This is a genomic window from Mesorhizobium japonicum MAFF 303099 (genome assembly GCF_000009625.1).
Classification (GTDB): domain Bacteria; phylum Pseudomonadota; class Alphaproteobacteria; order Rhizobiales; family Rhizobiaceae; genus Mesorhizobium; species Mesorhizobium japonicum.
Map to the genome: position 1 here is coordinate 3,512,949 of NC_002678.2, position 21,312 is coordinate 3,534,260.

Consider the following 21,312-nt stretch of genomic DNA (forward strand, 5'->3'; position numbering starts at 1 on the left):
CATTCCTCCGATCGACTTCTTCCGTCGCCCGCCGCCGGGATCGTCGGCTTGGCCGAAGTCAGCTACCTAATCTGGCGCGGCCGCCGCCGGCCACAAGCCCGTGCGACGAAACAGCCGCCTGCTCAGGAAAACAGCAGCGCCGACAATTTGCGCCGCGCGGCCAGCGTCGCCTCGTCGGTCATGCCCCAGGCCTCGAAAAACTGCAGCAATTGCGTCCTGGCGCCATCCTCGTTCCAGCCGCGATCGGCCTTGATGATGGCCAGCAGATTATCGGCGGCCGCCGTGCGTTCGCCCCTGGCGTTCTGGATCATGGCCAGATCGAAACGCGCCTGATGGTCTTTGGGGTTTTCGGCCAGGCGGCGCTCGAACTCTGCGGGATTGCCCAGTTCCGCCGCTTGCGCGGCCAGCGCCATCTTGGCGCGCAAGGCGGCCAGAACAGGCGCGTCCTTCTTGGCCTCGGGCGCCGTTGCCAGCAACGCCTCGGCGCCTTCCGTGTCGCCGGCCTCGAACAGCAGCTCGCCCAGCCCGGCGATCGCCTCGATCGTCTCCGGTGCCTGCGCCAGGATGGCGTCAAAAATGTCGGCGGCGGTCTGCATGTCGCCGGCCTCGCGCGCTTCGGTCGCAGCCGCCAGCGCCTCGGCCACGGCCGGAGCACCATTGCCCTTGCCGCCGACCTTGGTGATGAACTCGGCGATCTGGCTCTCCGGGATGGCACCCATGAAGCCGTCGACCGGCTGGCCGTCCTTGAAGGCGATGACCGCCGGAATCGACTGGATGCCGAGCTGGCCGGCGATCGAGGGATGGTCGTCGATGTTCATCTTGACCAGCTTGACCTTGCCGCCGGCGGCCCGGACCGCCTTTTCCAGCTGCGGCGTCAGCTGCTTGCAAGGGCCGCACCACGGCGCCCAGAAATCGACCAGCACCGGCTGGCGGCGCGATTCCTGGATGACGTCGGCGGCAAAGGCGGCGGTCGTGGTGTCCTTGATGACATCGCCCGCGGGGGCGGCGGCCGGCGTATCTCCAAGCGAGACCTTCGCAGGCGCGGCTGCGGTTCCGCCATACTGAACGGTGGTCGCATATTGGCCGCCATTGCTGCCGAATGACCCGCCAAACGGCTTGTTGTCGCTCATCTCGTCACCCTTTCGGTCGCGCCGCCGGCCCGCGGGTCGGCGCCATGTCATTGGAAGTCGGTTTCGCCATGCATGTGGCGATCATGCCGAGACTTTCAAGATAGCAGCATCGTGCCCGGTTGCCTCGACGAATCTGATGAGATCGGCCGCCGCGATCGATGTCGTCGCCTCATTGGTCAGCGGATGCGCATTGATGACGGCATGCGCCATCAGATCCTGGTCGAGCACCAGCTTGACCCGGTTCGCGGTGTCGTTGATGACGCCGAAGACGGTGACGGCGCCCGGCGACACGCCCAAAAGCTCCATCAGCATCTCCGGCTTGCCGAAGGAAACACGGCTGGCGGCGCCGATCAGCTGGTGGATCTGCTTGAGATCGACGACCGCATCCTCGCCGACGGTGACCAGGAAGAAATTGTCCTTCTTGTCCTTCAGGAACAGGTTTTTCGTGTGCCCACCGGCGATTTCACCGCGCAGCGCCTGCGAATCGGCGACCGTATAGAGCGGCGGATGGCGTTTCGTCGAAACGGCGACGCCGAGTTCGGCGAGAAAGGCAAAAAGTTCGGCTTCGGTCTTCGGCATCGGTCTTCTTCTTCGTCGTTTTCCGCCTTGCCGTTTACGGCCAATGCGGTGGCCGACACAAGGCCATCGCACGACAGGCCGATGAAATCCGTGCGCCGCGGGCGGTTTGCCGGCATCGTTTGGCATGTTGAAAAAAGCCTGCGATTTCCCTGTTGCAATCGCCGCGCTCTTAAGCCATATAGGCCCGGCTTGCGGCCAAGACGCCGTGTGAGCGGGTGTAGCTCAGGGGTAGAGCACAACCTTGCCAAGGTTGGGGTCGAGCGTTCGAATCGCTTCACCCGCTCCAATTTCCTCCAGGGAAATCAAGCATTTAGATCAGGGCCACCAGATGGTGGCCCTTTCTGTCTTCCTCTTGGTCAACACGCGGCACGATCAGATTCGCACGAACCAGCCTGGCCGGTTCGTGGCCTTCTCGGACGCCGGCCGCTTCACCGGCCGCTATTGACGACCTCCAGGACTTGAGTTCGCAGCCAAGATTGTGCCGCATCGGACTGCTCGCGCGGGTGCCACGCCATGTGCATGGCGAAACCGGGCACGGCGAACGGCAACTCGAAGACGTCCAATTCATCCTTCAGGCTTTTGGCGAAACGCGCCGGCATCGTGCAGACGTAGTCGGTAGCCTGGAGCACCTGTGGCACGGACGTAAAATTCGGCAGCGACAGACGCACACGTCGGTTGCGCCCGAGCTTGGCAAGGGCCTGATCGACGCGGCCTTCGTAGAGGCCGCCCTTAAGGGACACGAGGACGTGGTCCAACGCGCAATAGCCGTCGAGACTCAATGGTTCGGTACCACGCGGATGATCCCGCCTCTGCGCCATGGCATAGACTTCATCGTAGATGCGCCGCGCTTTGAGAAACGGGGGAAACATGCTGGGCGGTGCGATCACAAGATCCACTTCCCTGCGCTCAATCTGCTGTGACAGTTGCGTGGTGTCCAGCAGTCGAAAGGCCACTCGAACGCCGGCGCCGGCTTCCGATTGCAGTCTTGAAAGCAACGGCAAGCCAACGACGATGATGCCGTTGTCCGTCGTCGCGATCTGAAAATCGCGCGCGTCTTGTGCTGGATCGAAGGGATGCTCTCGAGCCAAAACGACTTCGAGGCCCTTCAGCGCGGCTTTCAACGAGTCCCTAAGCGGCAGGGCGCGCGCAGTTGGGGTCATCCCGCGCCCCACAATCGCGGGCACAAGCAGCGGATCGTCGAAGAGATGACGCAGCCGGCCAAGCTGCGCTGACAACGCAGGCTGGCTCACATGTAACCGCTGCGCCGCGCGAGTCACGTTGCATTCTTCGAGCAGCACGTCGAGCGAGACAAGCAGATTGAGATCGACGCGGCTCAAATCCATCTAAGTTATGCGTCCTATATTTATTATCAATTTGAATGATACCTGACCCTACACCTATTCTCAAGACGGCCCGGGAAGCCCCGGTCATGGAACGCAGCTTTCCGGAGAATCCGAGATGAGTCAGCTTGCCTCTGAAGGGATCGCGTCGACGTCGGCCGATCACGATAGAAATACCATCGATCCGCGCCTATGGCTGCTGGCCGCGGGCACCTTCACGGTCGGAACAGACGCGCTCGCGATCGCTGGAATCCTGCCTCAGATCACGGCGGAATCGCATGTGTCGCTTGCGAGCGGAGCAGCTATCGTCTCTGCCTATGCGCCGAGATATGCGCTCGGGGCACCCTTTCTTGCGGTTCTGACTGCGCGGGCCGTGCTGCATGGCGGGCATACGGCAGACCTGCTTCCGTATGTTGCAGCGCCGCTCTTCCTCCTGGCTTTGGTCACTGTTCTTCTTACGAACGGTCGGCGCGCCAAAAAGGGCCACACCGCAAGCGGCCCGCGGCGCCAGTCGCCCTATTCCGTCGGCGTACCCGCTCATCGAGTCGCTTCGGCCGGGCACGGCCATCGCCGGGCGTCGGTTGCGACAGGGTTGATCCTCGCGTCGACGCTCGCTGCGACCCTGATCGGCGCAATGCCGGCCACAGCACACGCGGCGCCATCGATTGGCGCGGATTATGGTGTGCCAGCGGGGTTCTCATCCCGCTTCGCAACCGCCAACGGCGTGCGCCTGCACTACGTGATTGGCGGCTCAGGTTCCCCGGTCCTGCTCATCCATGGTTGGCCGGAGACCTGGTACGAATGGCGCAAGGTGATGCCGCAGCTGGCAGCGGGGCACACGGTGATCGCCGTCGACCTTCGGGGCTTTGGCTGGTCCGATGTCACAGCCTCGGGCTATGACCGCCGTACGCTGGCCGAGGATCTCTACCAGCTTATGCGGCAATTGGGCTATCCGAAGGCGACAGTCGTCGGGCACGACTGGGGCGCGCCGGTAGGCTACGCCTATGCGGCCACCCACCGCGACGCCGTTGATCGGCTCGTCATCGCCGAAGGAGCACCGGACGGTCCGTGGACCCATCAGCAGACGACCCCCTTCGCTCACAATCCCTTCTGGTTCTTTGGCTTCTTTGAGATCCCCAACTACGCAGAGACCGTGCTCGCGGGACGGGAGACGCCGTTTCTCGACTGGTTCTACCGCAACAGGGGCTTCCACGTGGTCCCGGGCGGGTTCTCGGACGACGATGTCGCCTACTTTGAGGAGGCTTACGCCCGCCCAGGCCGGTTTGCTGCAAGTCTCAATCTTTATCGCACGATTGACCAGGACATCGCGGACAACGCTGTTCTCTCGCAGTCACCGCTGACGATCCCGGTGATGGCGATCGGTGCGGATCACGGCATCGGCCAAGGCGTGCCGGCTGGGATGCGTCATGTTGCCAGCAATGTGACACCTGTGCTGATGGGCGCAACCGGCCACTTCCTGACGGAAGAGCGGCCAACTGCCTTCGTCGAGATCGTCGAGACGTTCCTCGCCGGTCGGCCGGTCGCGCCCGCCTGGGCACCGGTAGATTCAAAGTGACATTTGTCCGGGCACACTTCAGGAAATGCGCGTCGCTCAATCCCTCTCCGTCCGAGGGCGAACCGACCGGGATCTGGTTCGAGGAGATCGCGACGCCGAATATGCTCCATCGGGGCAGATGGCACGGATCGCCGCGGTCGCATGCATAAAGCTGCACGGCGGGCTGGGCTGAACAACTGTTTTGGTCGAGCCTATTTCTTGCTGAGGTCAAATAGCATCTGGTCATCCTCTGATTGACCTATGAGATGGCCAAACGGGGTAAGAGCACAAATCAGAGCGTCGCATGTCAGGTTTAGCATGGGCCAACCCGCGCCTTCCAGTGGATGCACGAGACGTACGGAATTCCTGCAGCACGAAAACCGATTTTCAGGCGGCGCTGTGCCGGCCTGTCGGCAAGCCGAGGTTCGCCGCGGCTTTTCGTTTTGAGACCGCCGGTCGCGCTTACCCCGCCTTGCGCAGCGATGCCTGGTGCACCAGCGATGTCCAGCTGTTGGTCGAGGCGAGGTGGCAGTAGAGCAGGCCGAGGGCGCCTGACTTTCTCAGGTCGAGGAAGGCCTCGTCGCTCAGCTTGTTGAAGGCCGGCTCGTCGATCACCTGGAAATCGGTGAGGTTGAGCACTTCGCCGCCTTCCAGCGTCACCTTGCTCTGGCGCGGCGCGAACAGGCCGTGCGCGTCGATCCTGTCGATCATTTCGCGCGTGGCCCTGAAGTCGATCTGGAACTGGTTGCAGAAGGCGAGCGCCTGCTTCGTCGCTTCGGTCGGCTCGTTGCCGCTGAAGAACGGGGCGATCTTGTCTTCGCGAAACGGCGCCATGAGCCGGTCGATCACCCGCTCACTGGTCCTGTCGACGCACAGCGTCAGCCGGCCCGCCGTGGTCGGGTCCTCGGCAAGGATGAAGGGATAGCGGCGGACATAGGCGGGAACGTAATGCGGCGCGGTCCACTGGCCGTCGGCATCGACGAACAGGTTCTCGCCCTGGCGCACGCCGGTGATGATGACAGGGGATTTGGCCGGGCCGATGAAGACGATCGGGTAGGAGCGCATCGCCGCCGGCATTTCCGACGCCACCACCGGAATGGCGTGCGCCGTGCGCGCGAAAGCAAAGTCGCCGCGCGCGGTCAGGCCCAGCGAGCCGTGCCGTACCGGGTTGAGCGCTTCGGGCCTGGAATAGAACAGCGGCATGGCCGCGTCCGCAGGCGCCGCTTCCGTCTTTGCCCCGATATCAGCCATGGTCGGTCCCTTTCTCCCGCCGGCCGATCAGGCCGGCTTCTCCGTATCAGACCCCAAGACTGGCATCTGCTCTTGTTGCGCTGATCTTGGTTGGGCCAAGACTCCGGCGCAGGGACAAAGTACTACAGTGTCCGTGACACGCATAAAAGCACGGCCGCCGCGGTATTTTGCGGTTTGCCCCGATGAATTGTCTCGCGCAGCGTTTGGGTTGCTGCCGGCCTATGGACAGCCTGACGCGAAGCGGCGACATTGCGCCCGGCAACAAGCGGAGTGAGATAGACGGTATGGCGTCGGTAGCGGATTTTAAGCAGGCGATCGGGTCGGTTTTCACTGTTGCGATTGGCGGCCGGGCGGTTTCCCTCGAACTGACGGCCGTTCACCAGATCGCTTCCAGCCCACGCCCTGGCGGCGGGTTCACGCTTCTGTTCAAGGGGCCGCGCGATATAAGCCTGCCGCAGGCCATCTACCACCTCGCCGGCGATGCCATCACCGACGACATCTTCATAGTGCCGGTTTCAGCCGACGCGACCGGCTATCAGTACGAGGCTGTCTTCAACTGATTTTTGATTTTCGACGGCCCGGTCGGTCAGGACGACGATCAGGGCACAGGGCGGTTCGGAGGGGCGGCTCTACATGATCGACTATATCCAGATCACAGAGGTCCTTGACGAAGCAGCATGCAGCGCGCTGTGCGCAGAAATTCGGGCGGCCGGCGGTCGTGCGGCCGGCCTGATGGGTCGTGCCGACCAAAAACCGGCATGGCCCGAAGTCCGCCGCACTAGGCGCGCCGAGGTCTCAGAAGCGACCGAAGGGTCGGTGAATGCCTTGTTGGCACGGCAGAAGACGGCTCTGGAACGGCATTTCGGGCTCGCGCTCGGCACCTGCGAAAAGCCGCAGTTTCTTCACTACCGGGAAGGTGATTTCTTCGTCCCGCATCAGGATGGCAACACGCCACTCATCCACGACGAGTCGCGGTTCAGAAAGATCTCGGCGGTGATTTTTCTCAACCGCCAATCGGACGATCCTTCGCCCGAAGACTATTCAGGGGGCTCGCTGGTCCTGCATGGGCCTTACAGCGGTCCGAACCTGCGCGTCACCATGCCGGCGCTGCCGGGCTCACTCGTCGCCTTCCGTTCGGAAACGACGCACGAAGTCACACCGGTCACGCGCAACGAACGTTTCACCATCGTGTCGTGGTATCGCGGGGCGTGAGAGCACCAGCAGTTTACCGGGGAGGACACACCATCAGGTCGTAAACGCCCTTGTCCTCGGCGACGGCGAAGCCGAGCCTGGCGTAGAGCTGTCTGGCCGGATTGTTCTTCTCGACATGAATTGACACTGATTTGCCGGCTAACCACGCCTCGTCGATCAGGTCGCCGAGCAGTGCCGCGCCGAGCCCTCTGCCGCGATATGTCGGCAGAAGGGCGATATCGATGATGCGATGCTGGGTCGGCCAGCGCTCGATATAGAGACGACCAATATCGTCTCCATCACGCATGATCACCAGCCAGTCCGCGTTGGGATAGTGCTTGATGTAATGCGCGTGCTGCGCCCGGAACTGCATGTCGAGAAAGGCGGTCTTCTGCGCCTCGGTCCAGGACGTGACAGAAAGTTCCTCGGTACGGGTCGAGGCATAGACCCGTGCCAGGAACGGCAGGTCGGTATCCGTCATTGGACGAAACGTCAGCCCGGCGGTAGCCGCGCGTGCCCAGCCGGCCACTCCGTGAAAGTGCCTCATCGAAAGATCAGGGGCGCGGCGGAAACACGCCTTGCAGCGCGATGCAGAAGCTCAAGGTGAGGTAGGGCATCATGTTGTTGTGCGGCTGGGAGCCGCCTGCAGGAGCGATGGCTGAAGGGCTGAATTGCGCGTTTGGCTGGTTCGTCCCCCATATCGACACGCCAGCGCCTTGGGCAAATAGCTGGCCCGCCGGCTTGGTGTTGATGCCGTCCGACGCCGACGCCACGAGTCCATGGGAATGCGTCGGAATTTCACTTTCCAGCAATGTCACGGTTTCCGAGCCGCCAGTTTCACCCAGATCGTGGAGCGACAGGCCGGGACCTTGGCCGGGATGCATAGGGGCATTCCCCTGCATGTCCGGCAAGGCAAAATTCGATTTGCCATCACCGCCATAGGTCGTCCCAAGCAGCGAGAACAGCGCCGTATTCTGCGAGATTGGCAAGATTTGCCCGTCGCAGAACGCCCAGCCCTTGGGCGCAAAATTGAACGGGAAAATCCGGATTTCTGCGACGAACGGATCGGCCATGGCGTCCTCTCAGGTCTGTGACGGGAATATGCCGAAGAGCGAGATGATGAAGTCCACGCACAGATACGGCTGGAAATTGCTGTGTGGCTGGCTGCCGCCGGTCGCGGATATCGACTGAACACTGACGGGCGTAGTCGGCTGGTCGGTGCCGTAAGCGTCAATGTTCACGACGCTTGCCGCCGCCGGCACATTGTTTTGGACGGCTGTTGTGGTGGCGAAGTCGTTCGTTGCCAGCAAGGGATGCGAGTGCGCAGGGATTTGCGCGACGGTAAGCGTGACCTCTTCCACCCCGCCGGTTTCGGCCAAGACGAAGCCACCACCCTGATGGATCGGAACGCGGCCACGCAGATCAGGCAATGCAAAGGTGCTCTGGCCATCGCCGCCATAGGTGGTGCCGATCAGTTGGAACAGCGTCTCATATTCTGAAATCGGCAGGAGCTGTCCTTCGCAAAACATCCAGCCGGCAGGCGCGAAATTGCCGGCAAACATTCGGATCTCGCCAATGTAAGGCTGTGCCACGACGCGTCTCCGTCAATTCTGCGAGGGGAAGATGCCCTGCAAGGCGATACAGAAGTTGAGCACCAGGAATGGTTGCATGTTGAGATGCGCCTGGCTTCCGCCGACATTCGCAATGGCGTTCGGTGCCATTGCCACAAGGTGGGCGGCACCTGCATAGATGTTTTGTGGGGTCGACCCCGAAAGGACCGTGTTCGTATCCGGCGAAATAGTCGTCGACTGGGTTGTCGATCCATTCAAGGTATGGAGATGGGTGGGTATCTCGGCGATTGAAAGCGTATGCGCCTGTTCGCCGCCACGCTCTCCGAGGGAGTGCCCGCTACCCCCGATATGGTTCGGCACGCGACCGCGCAGGTCGGGAAGTCCAAAGGTGACTCGCCCGTCGCCGCCATACGTCGTTCCAAGCAACGAAAACAATCCCTGATTTTGGTTGATCGGCAACAATTGTCCGTCGCAAAAAGCCCACCCTTTGGGAGGGAATCCGAAGGACATTATTCTGATCTCGGAGAGAAAGGGTTCCGCCATAAACCACCTCTGTCTGCTGCGCCTCACCTTACGTCATGTTCTACGAAACACAATCTACTTTTGACCGCTGAAGCCGAAATTTCTTGAAATTTACTGTTGCCGCCGTTGCAGGTGAACAACTGGGAGCAATGTCCAAACATAACTGTAAAGCCGGCTGAACACATTTGATACAAATTGTGTTCAGCATGCGTGCAAAGAGTTATGGGAACACCGGCAGAACGCCAACAGTGTAAGTAGCTCCACTTGAGATCGAGGCAGTTCCACCAGTGCCGAATGTACCGGCGGCGCTGCCCGGATTCTGCCCACTGACATACGTCTCCATCTGCGCATCGTTTGCCGGCGAAGGTGCAAGGCCGACGATCTGGAACGTGCTGGTGACGCCACTGTGCTGTTGGCGAATGCCGATACCCGGATCGGTGATCGTACCACCCGCGTTGGAGTGGCCAACCGCGATGTTGCCATCTATCTGAAGGATCACATGAGCGCCGGTCGCTTCCGTGCCGTTGCCCGCGTCGACGCGAATGCCGTACTGCAGCCCCGGCGCCGTCAGATTGGTCACCGAATTGTTCTGGATCTTGAAGTAGCCCGTGCCATCGACGCTGCGGATCGTCGACAAGATCCCGGCACCTTGGGTGTGCTGGACATTGTTGTTGTGAATGTTGAGATAGAGCGTCGGCGTATTCGTGTTGCTCGTGGCCTGGTCCGCCCCCGTATTGATGCCAGCGGAGCCAGCCGTGTTGTTGGCGTCGATCGTATTGTATCCGATATCATAAGATGCCGTTCCGGTGCCAAACAGGCTGGCCGCGATACCATTGCCTGCAACATTGGTGATAGTGTTGCCGTGCCCGGCTTCACCGATGGTGAAGTAACCCGAACTGAGATGACCGATGGTGACCTCGATACCATTGGTTCCGATACCGGCCAGGCCGGTGCCAAATCCGGTAATGACATTGCCGTCGATCTTGAAGTGATTTCCAGAGCTTCCGATGTTCACGGCTGGAAGGGCGGCAGTGCTGCCACCGTGGACCATGATGCCGCCGCCGCCCGGGAAATTGTTGATGGTGTTGTCGCTGATGCTGCCGGCGGTGATCTGTGCCGCTGCCGACGCGCCTTGCTGGGCAAGAACCTTGATCGCGGTGCCCGCGGAGCCAGCCGCAAACGCGGACGCACTCGTAAGGCTGTTTCCGGTGATTGTCAGACTGCTGATGGTGCCGGCATAATTGTTGATGCTGATGCCGTCCTGCCAGGAATTGTTCAGAACGTTGCCGGTGATGGAAACCACGCCCGACAAATTCGTCTCGGTCGAACCGCCGGCGCTCAGGTTGAACGTGACGTTGCCGTCCGTCGTCGTGTGAGCGGTGTTGACATTGTTGATCGTGCTGTTGGCCAGCGTGAAGTTTGTAACAATCGTTCCCTTGATGCCGCTGTTGGCGGCATTTTGAATGTTGATGTTGGTGAACGACGGGCCCTTGGTGTTCGTCAGCAGGATGGCATCGCCGGTGGTATTCTGAATCGTGCCGCCGGAGCTGTTGCCGCCCAAGGCAGTGTTGCCATTGCCCGTAACGATGAGCCCACCACTCGTCCCGGTGTTGTTGAGCACGATACCGTTCACGGCGCCGTTAGCGGAGATGCTCTGGAACGTGACGTTGCCCGAACCGATCGTCGTGTTGGCGATGTTGAGCGCCGTGCCGGTCGTCGAAGTGATCGTGTTACCAGTGCCCTGCACCGTAACCGTGGCACCGCCGGTGGCGTTGAAGCCGGTGCCGCTCGTGGTGTTGATGACCAGGCCGCCGCCGGTGAAGTTGATGGTGGCTCCGGTGTTGCTGGTCAAGTTGACCGCCGTGTTGGCGCCCGTGGTCAGCGTCTTGGTGGCATTCGAGAAGTTGATCACCGCCGTGCCGGAATTGCCGCTGACATCGATGCCGTTGGCGAAGCCGCCGGTTGCACTGAGGCTGCCGCTGAATGCGACGGTTCCGGCGGTGCGACCGCTGACGTTGACGATGTTGCCGGCGCTGGTCTTCGTCACCGACGCCGCGATGGTTACGTTGCCCGTGCCGCCATTGATGTCGACACCGTTGCCGGTCGGGTCGTTGGTCGCGCCGAGCGAACCGCCATTCACATTGACCGCATTGGTGTTGTTGTCGATCCTGATGCCGGCCTGGCCTGTGTTGTTGATCGCCACCGTCGAGAAGGTGACCGCGCCGTTGGCGCCACTGAGGAAGATGCCGTTGTCTGCGGTCGCCGCGATCGTCGCCGAGGTGAAGTTGAACGCCGCGCTCGAGCCGTTGATCTCGATTCCGTCGCTGCCGACGCCCGTGGTTCCGGCAACTGTCACCGCGCCGCCATTGAACGTGCCACCGCTGACCCCGGTCAGGTTGATCGCGTCGAGGCCCGTGATCGAACCCGACGATTGCAGCGAGGAGAAGGTGGCGCCGCTGCCGCCGATGATCATGCCGTTCCAGTTCAGGATCTGGCCGGTCGCCGTCTGCACGGTGTTGCTGCCCGTCACGTTGACGGTGCCGCCGCCCGTGGCGTTGAGGCCGATACCGCTGGTGGTGGTGATCGCCAGGCCGCCGCTGAAGTTGAACGTCGCGCCGGGGTTGCTGGTCAGGTCGACGGCATTGTTGACGCTGGTGGTCAGCGTCATCGCCCCGCCGAAAGCGATCGTCCCGCCGGCATTGCTGGTGGCGACGATGCCCAGGCCGCCATCGTTGCGGGTGATCGTGCTGGCCGCATCGAACGTGACCGAACCGGCACTCATACCCTGGATGTTGACGACATTGCCGCCCGGGTTGGTGATATCGACATTGTTCAGGGCGATCGTCGCGCTGACGTCGTTGTTGGCCGGCGTGCCCTGGTCGCCATCGACAACGAAGGCATGGTTCGTGGCGCCTGCGACGGTATCGATCGCGACATTGTTGAATGTGTAGGTGCCCGTCGCGTTGTTGGCCGCATCGCCGAGGATCGTGATGCCGCGCGTGCCGGTCAGGCTGGCATTGTTGACGGTGACGTTGCCCGCCGCCCCGTCGATCAGGATGCCGGTGCCGGCGGTATCGTTGAGGCCGTTTGCGACGGCGGTGGTGAAATTGATCGCGCCGCCGGTCGTGTCGGCGATCGCGATCATGCGCTGGCCCGCCGTACCCTGGGTGATCGTGCCGGCATAGGTGACGGTGGCGCTGCCGCCGGCGACATTGAACGCGGTTCCCGTCGGGCTGGTGATCGTCGTGGTGGAGGCGAAGTTGAACGAGCCGCCCGAGCCGTTGAGGATGTCGACTCCGGCATCGCCGCCATTCAGCGTCGTCGTGCCGTTGAAATTGTAGGCGCCGTCGGCATTGTCGAACTGCAGCCCGGTGCCGTTGCTGGCCGACATGGGGCCGAAGAAGCTGACGGTGCCGCCGCTGTGGCCGCCCGAAATGCTCACCAGGGCGGCGTTGTTGCCTTGCGTGATGGTACCGGAATAGAAGACGCTGGCGGTGCCGCCAACCAGGTTGAACGCCGTGCCGGTCGGGCTGGTGATCAAGGTGACGGGGCCGAAGGTGAAGGTGCCGGCCGAGCCGTTGAGGATGTCGATGCCGGCATCGCCGCCATGCAGCGTCGTCAAGCCGTTGAAATTATAGGTGCCGTCGGCATTGTCGAACTGCAGCCCGGTGCCGTTGGTCGCGTCCAGCGCGCCGGTGTTGAAGGTCAGCGAGCCGGCGTTGCCGCCGGAAACGCTGACCAAAGCGGCATTGTTCGCCTGGCTGATATTGCCGCCATAAGTGACGACGGCCGTACCGCCGACAACATTGAACGACGCGCCCGACGCGCCACCGAGCGTGCCGGTGCCGAGGCCGACCGTGCCGCTGACGTTGGTCAGGCTGACATTGTTGGTACCGCCGCCCGACGAGGTGGAATCCAGCGTGACATTGGCGGCGATGTTGTCGAGGCTGATTGCCTGGCCCCCGGTCGAGGTCACCGTCTCGGCGCCGGCAGTAGCGGTGACGCCCATCGTGCCGCCGGTACCGACGATGCCGGTGCCGGTGGTGGTGTCGATGGTCAGGCCTCCGGTGAAGCTGGTCGTGCCGCCGCTCTGCGAGAGACCGACGCCGCTTGTCGTGTCGATGTTGGCGAGGCCGGTGACGTTGAGCGTGCCGGATGCGACATGGATGCCGCCACCGCCGGTAGTCCCGCCATTGTTGATCCCCACCGCGCCAAATTGGAACGTGCCTGTGTTGGCGGTGACAGTGTTGATGGCGTCGATGCCGAAGCCCGTCGTGTTGGTAATGCTTGTCGTGCCGGTGACGGTGAAGGTGCCGGCAACGCCGTCGAAGATGATGCCGTTGGCGATGTTGGCGGCGGGATTGTTGACGGAGGTAACGCTGGCAAACGTCATGTGAACGGTCAGCGGATCGAGATCGAATGCCGCGCCGCTGTTGGTTAAGACCGTGCCGGCGCTGTTGTTCAGCGTGAAGATCGTGCCGGCGCCCTTGGTGTTGACCAGGACGCCCGTGCCGCCATTGTTGGCGAGGTTGAGCGTACCCAGGTCAAAGGTGCCGCTGGTGTTGGCGAAGCTGAGGCCGTCGCCCTGAATCCGCGCACCGGGATTGCCCATGCCGAGCGTGCCGGCGCTGACGGTGCCGCCGGCGCCGTCGGAGTCGAAACGGACATTGTTGAAGGCGATGCCGCCGCCGGTCCCGCCGGTCACTTTGTTGCCGGCAAACGACCTGATCGCGATCGAGTTGTCCGTCGCGCTGATGTTCTGGCCGGAGAAGGATGCCGCCAGGGCGGACCCGCTCGATTTCAGCGTGTTGCCGTCGATGGAAAGCAGCAGCGTATTGGCCGGCGCACCGGTCGTGGAGAAGTCGAGCGCCCTGCCGCCGGCGGTTATGGTGTTGTTCCTGAGGAAGAAACTCGAGGCACCCGTCGCATTGACGGCAACGCCGGCGCCGGTCCCAACATTACTGACGATCAAATTCTCGATGCCGCCGGTGAAGGTACCGGTGCCTGATGTCGCGAAGTTGATCACCGAGGTGGCGTTGTTGCTCTGCAGCACCGGCCGCAGCGTATCGATGCCGCCCGGTGCCGAGATGATCGGCGTGTTCTGAATCGTGGTGAAGTGGAATGCGGCGGATGCGCCACCGCTGGTGTCGACACCGAGTTGCGAGACATCGACGGCCGCGTCGCCGCTCTTGAAGGCGAGCAGCACCTGCCCGTCATCGAGGTTGAACGTGGTGCCGCTGAGGTCGATGGTTTCTTGGGCCCCGTTGACGTTCTTGTCGATCAGCACCACGACATTGGCGGTGGACGCCTGCGCTCCCAAATAGCTGCCCGGGTTGGCGAGGCTGCCGTCGCCAGTGCCACCTGCGGTGACATAGTAGACGCGGACCGCCGAAAGGTTCGACGTGTCCCCGCTGAAATTGACGTCGTTGAAATTGTAGTCGCCCGATGTCGGCAGCGTGTCGGTGGCGTGGATGACCTGGCCGCCCGTCGTCGCGATCGACGATTCGGCCGGGCCGGCGCCGTCGCCGAACACCAGCTGGGCGTTGGTGGCGCTGGAGAACTGGACGCCATAGCCGACATTGGCGATGGTCGAGGTCTGGCCTGCCGGGTTGTTGTTGACGGTGTCGCCGAGCTGGATCGTGCCGGTGCCCGTCGTGCCGGCCATGTCGATGCCGATCGTGCCGGCGAAGCTGCCGCCGTCGACATCGAAATCGCCGGCGGTGATGTTGCTCACGCCAAGCGCTGCGCTGTTGAGATCGAGCCCGATGGCATTCGCGGCATTGAGCCCGATGTTGAGGCTGGTGAAATTCAGCGTCGAACCCAGCGTGCCGGAAACATCGACGCCGCGCGAGGTGATGCCTTCCAGGTCGACTGCACCGAGATTGATGGCGCCGCCGCTGACATTGTTCAGCGCAATGCCGGTTCCCGTGCCATTGCTCGAGATGGAGTCGAAATTGATACCGCCCACGCCGACCGTCACATTGTCGAGGTTGAGCGCGTTGCCGGTTGTCGTGGTGATCGTATTGTTGGCACCACCATCCTTGGTAACGGTCACCGTGCCGGTACCGAAGGTGCTGGCGTGGAAGCCGGCGCCGCTGCTGGTGGTGATGACGAGGCCGCCACTGATGAAGGCGAGCGTGCCGTTCGGATTGCCGAGCAGGCTGACGCCGTCGGTCGCGCCCGAATCGATCTGCTTGGTCGAGCCCGAGAATGTGACGGTGGCCGCCGTGCCGTTGTCGATGCCGGTGACGACGATGTTGCCGCCGGCCCCCGCGAGGCCGTCCGTCACGTTGCCCGACAGCGTCACCGAGCCGCCGGTCAGCTCCTGGATCGAGACCGCGGCGCCGGTGCCGTTGCTGGCAATCGTGCCGCCGTAGGAGATAACAGCGTTGCCGCCGCTGAGGTTGGTCGCCGAACCGACATTGAACGACGTGCCCGAGCCGGTGTTGGTCAGCGTGCCGGTGCCGAAGCTCGCCGTGCCGCTCAGATTCTGCAGGTCGATGCCGTTGCCGGAAGCGAATGTCGCGCTGGTCGAGGCGAAGTTGATGCCGGCCGTGATGCCGTCAAGCGCCGCCGCCTGCGCATTGGTGGCATTGATCGTGCCGGTCGTGACATTGACCGTGCCGCCGCCGCTGGCGCTGAACGCCGTCGCGCCGCTGGTGGTGATGTCCAGATCGGCGAAGGTGACGGTGGAGCCGGTGTTGCCGGTGAGCGAGACGCCGGCGCCGCCGACCGTCACCTTGTCGGTGAAGTTGACCAGGCCGCCGCTGCGGTTGGCGATCGAGATGCCGCCGCCGGTCAGCGTGCCCGGTGTCGCGCTGTTGGGCAAGGTGCCGCGCGTAAGCGTGATATTGCCGGTGCCGCCATTGACGTCGAGCAGCGTGCCGGCGACGTTGACGTTGTTGTTGGTGATCGACAGGTTCGAGTCGAGGCCGGCGACCTTGAACGCCGTGCTGCCGGTGGCGACATTGCTGACGGTGACGCCTTCGATAACGATGCCGCCGGCATTGTTGAAGCCGCCGGCGCTCTGGTCGACGTTGAAGACCGAGCCGCTGGCGCCGCTGAAGTTGAAAGCGGTGTTGCGCACCTGGTTGCTGCCAAGCAGATGCAGGAAGTCACCCGTGCCGGTGACCACGCCTTCATTGCCGGTGACGTTGCCGCCGCTGGCGCCGAGATTGCCCTGGACATTGACCGGCTGGATGGTTCCGGAGACGGTGATGGAGGTGTTGTTGCCGAAGCCGGTGATCGACTGTCCCGAATCGAGCGTGAACGGCGTGCTGCTGAGATCGACGGTGCCGACGAAGGCGAAGGTCTGCGTGCCGGCCAAGGCATCGGCCTGTGCGACCGAGATGGTCGTCACCGCGGCGCTGAGCCCGTCCGTGCCGGCGGCGATAACGCCGCCGTTCTGCGAGACCATGATGGTCCCACCAACCGCGCTGGCCAGATGCGCGCTGCCGGTGAAGAACACGTCGTTGAAATTGTAGTTGCCGAGCGTCGGATCGAGCCCGATCGTGTTGACCGTGTAGCCGCCGGCTGCCGCGCTGATGGTGGACTGCAGCCCATCGCCCGCATTGCCGTCGCCGAAGGTGAAATTGGCGTTGGCCGAGGTCGCCGTGGTGCCGCCCGACGACAGTTCGACGCCGACACCGACATTGGTGATGCTGGAGCCGCGCGCGAAGGTGATGGTCTTGTTGCCCGTCGTCGACGACAGGTCGATGCCGCGCGAGGTGAGGTCGCCGGTGCCGGTGATGGTGGTCAGGCCGAAACCGGCCGTGGCCGACGATCCGCTGAAGTCGATGCCGGTCTGGTTGGCGCCGGCGCCCATGGTCACGTTGGTTGTGCCGAACAGCACATCGGCATTGGTGCCGCTGAAATTGATGCCGGCCGCGTTGGCCGCCGAGCCCAGCGTCACGTTGGTCGTGCCGGTGAACGTAACCGAGCCAGCATTGCCTGATATGCCGATGCCGTTGCCGGCTGCACCCGACACGGTCACCGCACCGAAGCCGACACCGCTGCCGGCGGCGGTGTTCGAAACCGACACGCCTGTCCCGGTCCCGGTTGACGTGATCAGCCCGCTGAAGGTGACCGAGCCGCCGGTGATGCCATCGACCTTGACCGCCGTGCCGGGCGCCGTTGCCGAGCTGGAGATATCGGCCGAGACCGTGATCGCAGCGCTGCCGCCGGAGACGACGACGCCGTTGCCGGTACCGGAGTTGGTGATCGTGCCGCCGATGCCGATGGTACCGGTGTTGTTGGTCAGGCTGACATCGGCGCCGGCGATATTGGTGGTGACGAGATTGCCGACATTGACGGTCGCGGCACTGTTCTGAACCAGGAAGCCGGGGCCTCCGCCCACCACGGTGTCGACCTTGGTCGTGCCGTTGAAGCTGTAGGTGCCGCTGGCAGCATTGTCGAGGCTGATGGCGGTACCGCTGATGCGGAACAGGTCGACGCCACCGAAGGTGACGTTGCCGCCGCTGGTGTTGGAAATGGCGATGCCGGTTGAAACGCCGCCGCCCGAGCCGTCCACGGCGACGCTGGAGAAGTTCACCCCGGCCGCGCCGATCGTCATGCCGGCGATCTGGATGCCCTTCTCATCCGGCCCGAGACCGGTCGCCACGGTATTGCCCGAGCCGGTCACCGTCAGCGTGCCGCCACCGACGGCACTGAAGGCGAAGCCGCCGTCGGCGGTGAGGTCGAGACCGCCGGTGAAATTGATCGCGCCGCCGGCATTGGTGGACAGGTCGATCGCATTGGCCGCACCGGTGCTGGCGGTGATCATGCCGCCGAAAGTGGCGGTGCCGCCGGTCATGTTGGAGATCTTCACCGCACTTGCGGCACTCGTCTGGCTGATGGTGCCGTTGTAGGTGACGTTGGGCGTGGAGTTGCTGATCGAGAAGGCGTTGCTGCTCGTGCCGGCGATGGAGCTTCCGGCCCCGAAGGTCAGCGTTCCACTCGAGCCGTTGACGATACCGACGCCTATGCCGCCGCCGGTAATATCGAGGTCGTCGAAAGTGGCGGTGCCATCGAAATTGTTGGCGGACAGCCCGACATTGGTGGCATTGCCGATCGTCGCGTTGCCGGTGAAATTGACGGTCGCGCTCGAGCCGAGAAGCTCGATGCCGGTTTGGCTCGCATTCTGGACATTGAGATTGTCGACCGAAACCGTGCCGGTCACGCTGCCGAGGAAAAGACCTGTGTCGACATTGCTGACGGTCACGCCCTGGATCGTCAGGCCGTTGATCGAGGTTGCGTTGATGCCCGCGTCGCTGCCGCCCGAAATGTTGAAGTCGAGCAGCGAATTGCCGTTGGCCGCCGTGACGACTGCGCCGGAGCCGGAATTGGTCAGCGTCGCCGCGCCGCCCGGGTCAGAGATGGCCACGTCATGCGCGACATTGTCGCCGGTGATGTTGATCGGCACGCCGCCGAGCGAGAAGGAGCGGCCATTGCCGAACGAGGCCAGCGTCTGCCCGTCGCTGAGCGAGAATCCGTTGGCGGCATCGATGGGAGATCCTTCGTTGACCAGCACGAAGATCGCATTGTTCTGGGTGTTCGCGTCGGCCAGGTTGATCGCGAGCAGGCTCGATGTCGAAGAACCGTCACCCAACGAGCCGACGCCGCCGACGAAGATCACATTCTGCTGGTCGAACAGCTGCGGCCCGCTGAAGGTGGTCGAGCCGAACGCGTAGTGGCCGAGCGTCTGGTTCAGGCCGCGCGCGTCGAGCGAAGCGGTGCTGCCGCCGATCGAACCGCCGCCGAAAGAAAACTCGGCATTGGCCGAATGGGCCAGCGAGCCCGCTATGCCGAAGCGCACGCCGGTGTCGACGCCCGAAATGGAACCGCCATTGGTGACGACGATCGTTCCGCCGGTGGTGTCGGAGAGGTCGATGCCGATGGTGCCGGCGGCACCCGGGCCGGTGATGTTGAGCGATTGCGCGGTGAAATTCGTCCGGCTGCCGGAGAAGTCGAGACCCGCGCCAACGCCCAGCCCGGAAATGACGATGTTGCCGGCCACCACCGCGGCGTTGACGCCGCTGAACGACATGCCGCCGGCGCCGGGATTGGTGATGTTGATGTCGCCGAAGCGGATCGTCGCCGGCGAATCGGAAATGGCGATCGCCGGTCCCGTCGTGTTGGAAATCGTCGTCGCGCCGTTGACGGTGAAGCTGCCCGAGACATGGTCGAGCACAACGCCCGACGTGCCGCCGGTCTGGCTGATCGAATCCAGCACCACATGGGCGGTGATCGGGTCGATGAAGACGGCCATGCCGCCATTGCCCGACACCGTGCCGCCGGTGGTGGTGAAGCTGCCGCCGCTCGACGTACCCTGCACGGTTATGCCGCGGTCGGTGTTATCAAGCGCATTGACGGTGGCGAAGGTGTAGGTGCCCTGGCCGGTGACATCCAGACCGTCGTCGAGATTGCCCGACAGCAATGTCGTGCCGGCGAAATTGTAGGTGCCGTTGCCTTCTATATGCAGGCCGTCGAGGCCATTGCCGGTCGCGGTGAAACCGGACGCGCTGACGTTGGTCGAATTGCCGGTGAATTCAGCGCCGTTGCCGCCGGCGCCCGTCACCGTGACATTGGTCAGCGTCGTGCCGGTGACATTGTTGCCGAAGATGCCGTTGGCGCCGCCAGTGATGGTGATGCCGTTCAGCGTGTTGCCGGTGCCGAGCGTGATGACGTTGTTGGCGACATTGGTGCCCTGGATCGTGCCGTCGCTGCCGCCCAGATTGAAGGTGGTGGTGCCGCCGCCGGACAGTTTCGCGGTGACGCTTTCGCCACCGCCGATCACGGTCTGGCCATTGGCAAGTGTCACGCCGGCAGTCGTCAGATTGCCATTGCCACCCAGCGCAACGACAAAACCGCCGTTGCCGGCCTTGGCGACCGCGTCGTCCAGCGTCGTCGGGTCGGCCTGCGTGCCGGCGCCCGCCAGCCCGCCATCGGCGAAATAGAACTTGCCGAACGCCGCATTGGTGGCGGCGTTGATGGCGACGCGCGTCGTCGAGCCGCCGTTAAGCTCCTGCGACTGGATCCTGACGCCGATATCGCCGCGCACCCGCTCGTTGACGCGCTTGCGCAGGCCTTCGCTGACCGGATAGACCGGGTCCGTGCCGATGGCCCCTGTCGTGTCCGAGCCATGGCCGGGGTTGAACGGGATGTTCAGCCGCACGCTGCCGGCGAACTGGGTGTCGTCGCGATTGTCGTTGCGGACCTCGCCGGCGAAGACCAGCTCGGTGCCGCTGCCGAAGACATCGCCGATCGTGTATTCGAACCCGGCCTTGGCGCCGGTGACGCTGCCGTCGTCGCCATGCGGGTCCTCGAAATGGTAGCCGCCAATATCGAGCCGCAGCGAATGCTTGTCGGGCAGGTTGACCGGAACCTGGGCGCCGATCTCGCCTTCGATGCCCCAGGCCGCGTAGTCGCGGTGGTCGAGCACCGATATCTGTTCGATCAGCTGGTTGCTGACCATCGACAGGGTCGAGCTGGTCGTATGATCGGTACTGTCGCCCTTGATCGGCACGAAGACGTTCACATGCGCGTCGAAGTTCGGCGTGATCGCCTCGACGCCCAGCGTGGCCGCGGTGAACTGCGTGCTGTTGTAGTTCTCGAGGTTGATATAGGCGTAGCCGCCGACCATCAGGTCGGGATTGACGATGCGGCGGATGCCCAGGCCGATGTCCTGGCCGGACGCATCCTTGAAATCGTGCTTGGCCCGGACATCCAGGAACAGCACAGACTCGGCCGTCTGCTTGATCGGGATGAAGCCTTCGAGCGCGGCGTTGCCGCCATTGTTGTCGGCACCGACGATCGCGCGGATCTGCGGCTGCCAGAGCCCGTCGGGGTCGCCATAGGCAACCACGCCCGAAAGGCCGAGCGCCAGCGTCGTCAGCGCCGTCGTCTTCCAGAGATGGCTTACAAGTCGCGAACGGCGATGGCCGGCGTGCACGCGGAAAGCCTCCCCACGCGCCACCATCCCACCACCCTGCCGAGACGTCTCGGTAGTTTCCATCCCTGGCGAGTCCCTTCAGGGACTGCACGTCCCGCGTGTCAATTCTTACGCGAATTCTATTGTATAGCGAGTCCGGAAGGTTGTGAGTGTTGTTGTCGGACCTCAAAGTTCTGCCCTGTGATCATATTGCCACAGTAGATTTGCCGGCTTGCTTGGTCCG

General features: G+C 63.2%; 12 protein-coding genes and 1 tRNA gene. 4 read left to right on the forward strand and 9 right to left on the reverse strand.

What is annotated here, in order from left to right:
- Positions 1–122: 122 nt before the first annotated feature.
- Together trxA and MAFF_RS18295 are read right to left on the reverse strand one after the other, a co-directional pair.
- On the reverse strand, positions 123–1,130 hold the full coding sequence (gene trxA, locus MAFF_RS18290) for a thioredoxin (RefSeq protein ID WP_010912431.1): 1,008 nt from the start codon (positions 1,128–1,130) through the stop codon (positions 123–125).
- Between the two features lie 81 nt (positions 1,131–1,211).
- The gene (locus tag MAFF_RS18295; RefSeq protein WP_010912432.1) at positions 1,212–1,709 is read right to left on the reverse strand and encodes a prolyl-tRNA synthetase associated domain-containing protein; all 498 of its coding nucleotides are present in this window, start codon (positions 1,707–1,709) and stop codon (positions 1,212–1,214) included.
- A 211-nt stretch (positions 1,710–1,920) separates the two neighbouring features.
- Between MAFF_RS18295 and MAFF_RS18300 the strand changes: the two genes are divergently transcribed.
- Positions 1,921–1,995, forward strand: a tRNA-Gly gene (locus MAFF_RS18300).
- Between the two features lie 142 nt (positions 1,996–2,137).
- On the opposite strand, the gene MAFF_RS18305 is transcribed toward MAFF_RS18300, so the two are convergent.
- The gene (locus MAFF_RS18305) at positions 2,138–3,052 is read right to left on the reverse strand and encodes a LysR family transcriptional regulator (protein WP_010912433.1); all 915 of its coding nucleotides are present in this window, start codon (positions 3,050–3,052) and stop codon (positions 2,138–2,140) included.
- A 115-nt stretch (positions 3,053–3,167) separates the two neighbouring features.
- Here MAFF_RS18305 and MAFF_RS37795 point away from each other — a divergent pair, with 115 nt between their 5' ends.
- Positions 3,168–4,625, forward strand: a complete 1,458-nt coding sequence (locus MAFF_RS37795) for an alpha/beta fold hydrolase (protein WP_048894793.1) — start codon at positions 3,168–3,170, stop codon at positions 4,623–4,625.
- 441 nt (positions 4,626–5,066) lie between these two features.
- On the opposite strand, the gene MAFF_RS18315 is transcribed toward MAFF_RS37795, so the two are convergent.
- Positions 5,067–5,855, reverse strand: coding sequence for a SapC family protein (locus tag MAFF_RS18315; RefSeq protein WP_010912435.1), 789 nt, complete (start codon positions 5,853–5,855; stop codon positions 5,067–5,069).
- Positions 5,856–6,076: 221 nt separating this feature from the next.
- Between MAFF_RS18315 and MAFF_RS18320 the strand changes: the two genes are divergently transcribed.
- Together MAFF_RS18320 and MAFF_RS18325 are read left to right on the forward strand one after the other, a co-directional pair.
- Complete coding sequence (locus MAFF_RS18320) at positions 6,077–6,415, forward strand: DUF6916 family protein (RefSeq protein ID WP_244420576.1); 339 nt, start codon at positions 6,077–6,079, stop codon at positions 6,413–6,415.
- A 73-nt stretch (positions 6,416–6,488) separates the two neighbouring features.
- Complete coding sequence (locus MAFF_RS18325) at positions 6,489–7,067, forward strand: 2OG-Fe(II) oxygenase (protein WP_010912437.1); 579 nt, start codon at positions 6,489–6,491, stop codon at positions 7,065–7,067.
- A 13-nt stretch (positions 7,068–7,080) separates the two neighbouring features.
- On the opposite strand, the gene MAFF_RS18330 is transcribed toward MAFF_RS18325, so the two are convergent.
- From MAFF_RS18330 to MAFF_RS18350, 5 genes are all read right to left on the reverse strand, one after another.
- A complete protein-coding gene (locus tag MAFF_RS18330; protein WP_044548499.1) occupies positions 7,081–7,593 on the reverse strand; it encodes a GNAT family N-acetyltransferase in 513 nt (170 codons plus the stop codon).
- A 7-nt stretch (positions 7,594–7,600) separates the two neighbouring features.
- Positions 7,601–8,119, reverse strand: coding sequence for a phage tail protein (locus tag MAFF_RS18335; protein ID WP_010912439.1), 519 nt, complete (start codon positions 8,117–8,119; stop codon positions 7,601–7,603).
- Between the two features lie 9 nt (positions 8,120–8,128).
- The gene (locus MAFF_RS18340) at positions 8,129–8,638 is read right to left on the reverse strand and encodes a phage tail protein (protein WP_010912440.1); all 510 of its coding nucleotides are present in this window, start codon (positions 8,636–8,638) and stop codon (positions 8,129–8,131) included.
- 12 nt (positions 8,639–8,650) lie between these two features.
- Positions 8,651–9,160, reverse strand: coding sequence for a phage tail protein (locus MAFF_RS18345; RefSeq protein ID WP_044548501.1), 510 nt, complete (start codon positions 9,158–9,160; stop codon positions 8,651–8,653).
- A gap of 199 nt (positions 9,161–9,359) precedes the next feature.
- On the reverse strand, positions 9,360–21,116 hold the full coding sequence (locus MAFF_RS18350; protein ID WP_052292088.1) for a hypothetical protein: 11,757 nt from the start codon (positions 21,114–21,116) through the stop codon (positions 9,360–9,362).
- Positions 21,117–21,312 lie beyond the last annotated feature (196 nt).

Bases quoted from the DNA above. Each gene is read 5' to 3' on its own strand.
- MAFF_RS18330 (WP_044548499.1), bottom strand. From the start codon at position 7,593: ATGAGGCACTTTCACGGAGTGGCCGGCTGGGCACGCGCGGCTACCGCC.
- MAFF_RS18345 (WP_044548501.1), bottom strand. From the start codon at position 9,160: ATGGCGGAACCCTTTCTCTCCGAGATCAGAATAATGTCCTTCGGATTC.
- MAFF_RS37795 (WP_048894793.1), top strand. From the start codon at position 3,168: ATGAGTCAGCTTGCCTCTGAAGGGATCGCGTCGACGTCGGCCGATCAC.
- MAFF_RS18295 (WP_010912432.1), bottom strand. From the start codon at position 1,709: ATGCCGAAGACCGAAGCCGAACTTTTTGCCTTTCTCGCCGAACTCGGC.
- MAFF_RS18350 (WP_052292088.1), bottom strand. From the start codon at position 21,116: ATGGTGGCGCGTGGGGAGGCTTTCCGCGTGCACGCCGGCCATCGCCGT.
- MAFF_RS18305 (WP_010912433.1), bottom strand. From the start codon at position 3,052: ATGGATTTGAGCCGCGTCGATCTCAATCTGCTTGTCTCGCTCGACGTG.
- trxA (WP_010912431.1), bottom strand. From the start codon at position 1,130: ATGAGCGACAACAAGCCGTTTGGCGGGTCATTCGGCAGCAATGGCGGC.
- MAFF_RS18320 (WP_244420576.1), top strand. From the start codon at position 6,077: ATGGACAGCCTGACGCGAAGCGGCGACATTGCGCCCGGCAACAAGCGG.
- MAFF_RS18315 (WP_010912435.1), bottom strand. From the start codon at position 5,855: ATGGCTGATATCGGGGCAAAGACGGAAGCGGCGCCTGCGGACGCGGCC.
- MAFF_RS18335 (WP_010912439.1), bottom strand. From the start codon at position 8,119: ATGGCCGATCCGTTCGTCGCAGAAATCCGGATTTTCCCGTTCAATTTT.
- MAFF_RS18325 (WP_010912437.1), top strand. From the start codon at position 6,489: ATGATCGACTATATCCAGATCACAGAGGTCCTTGACGAAGCAGCATGC.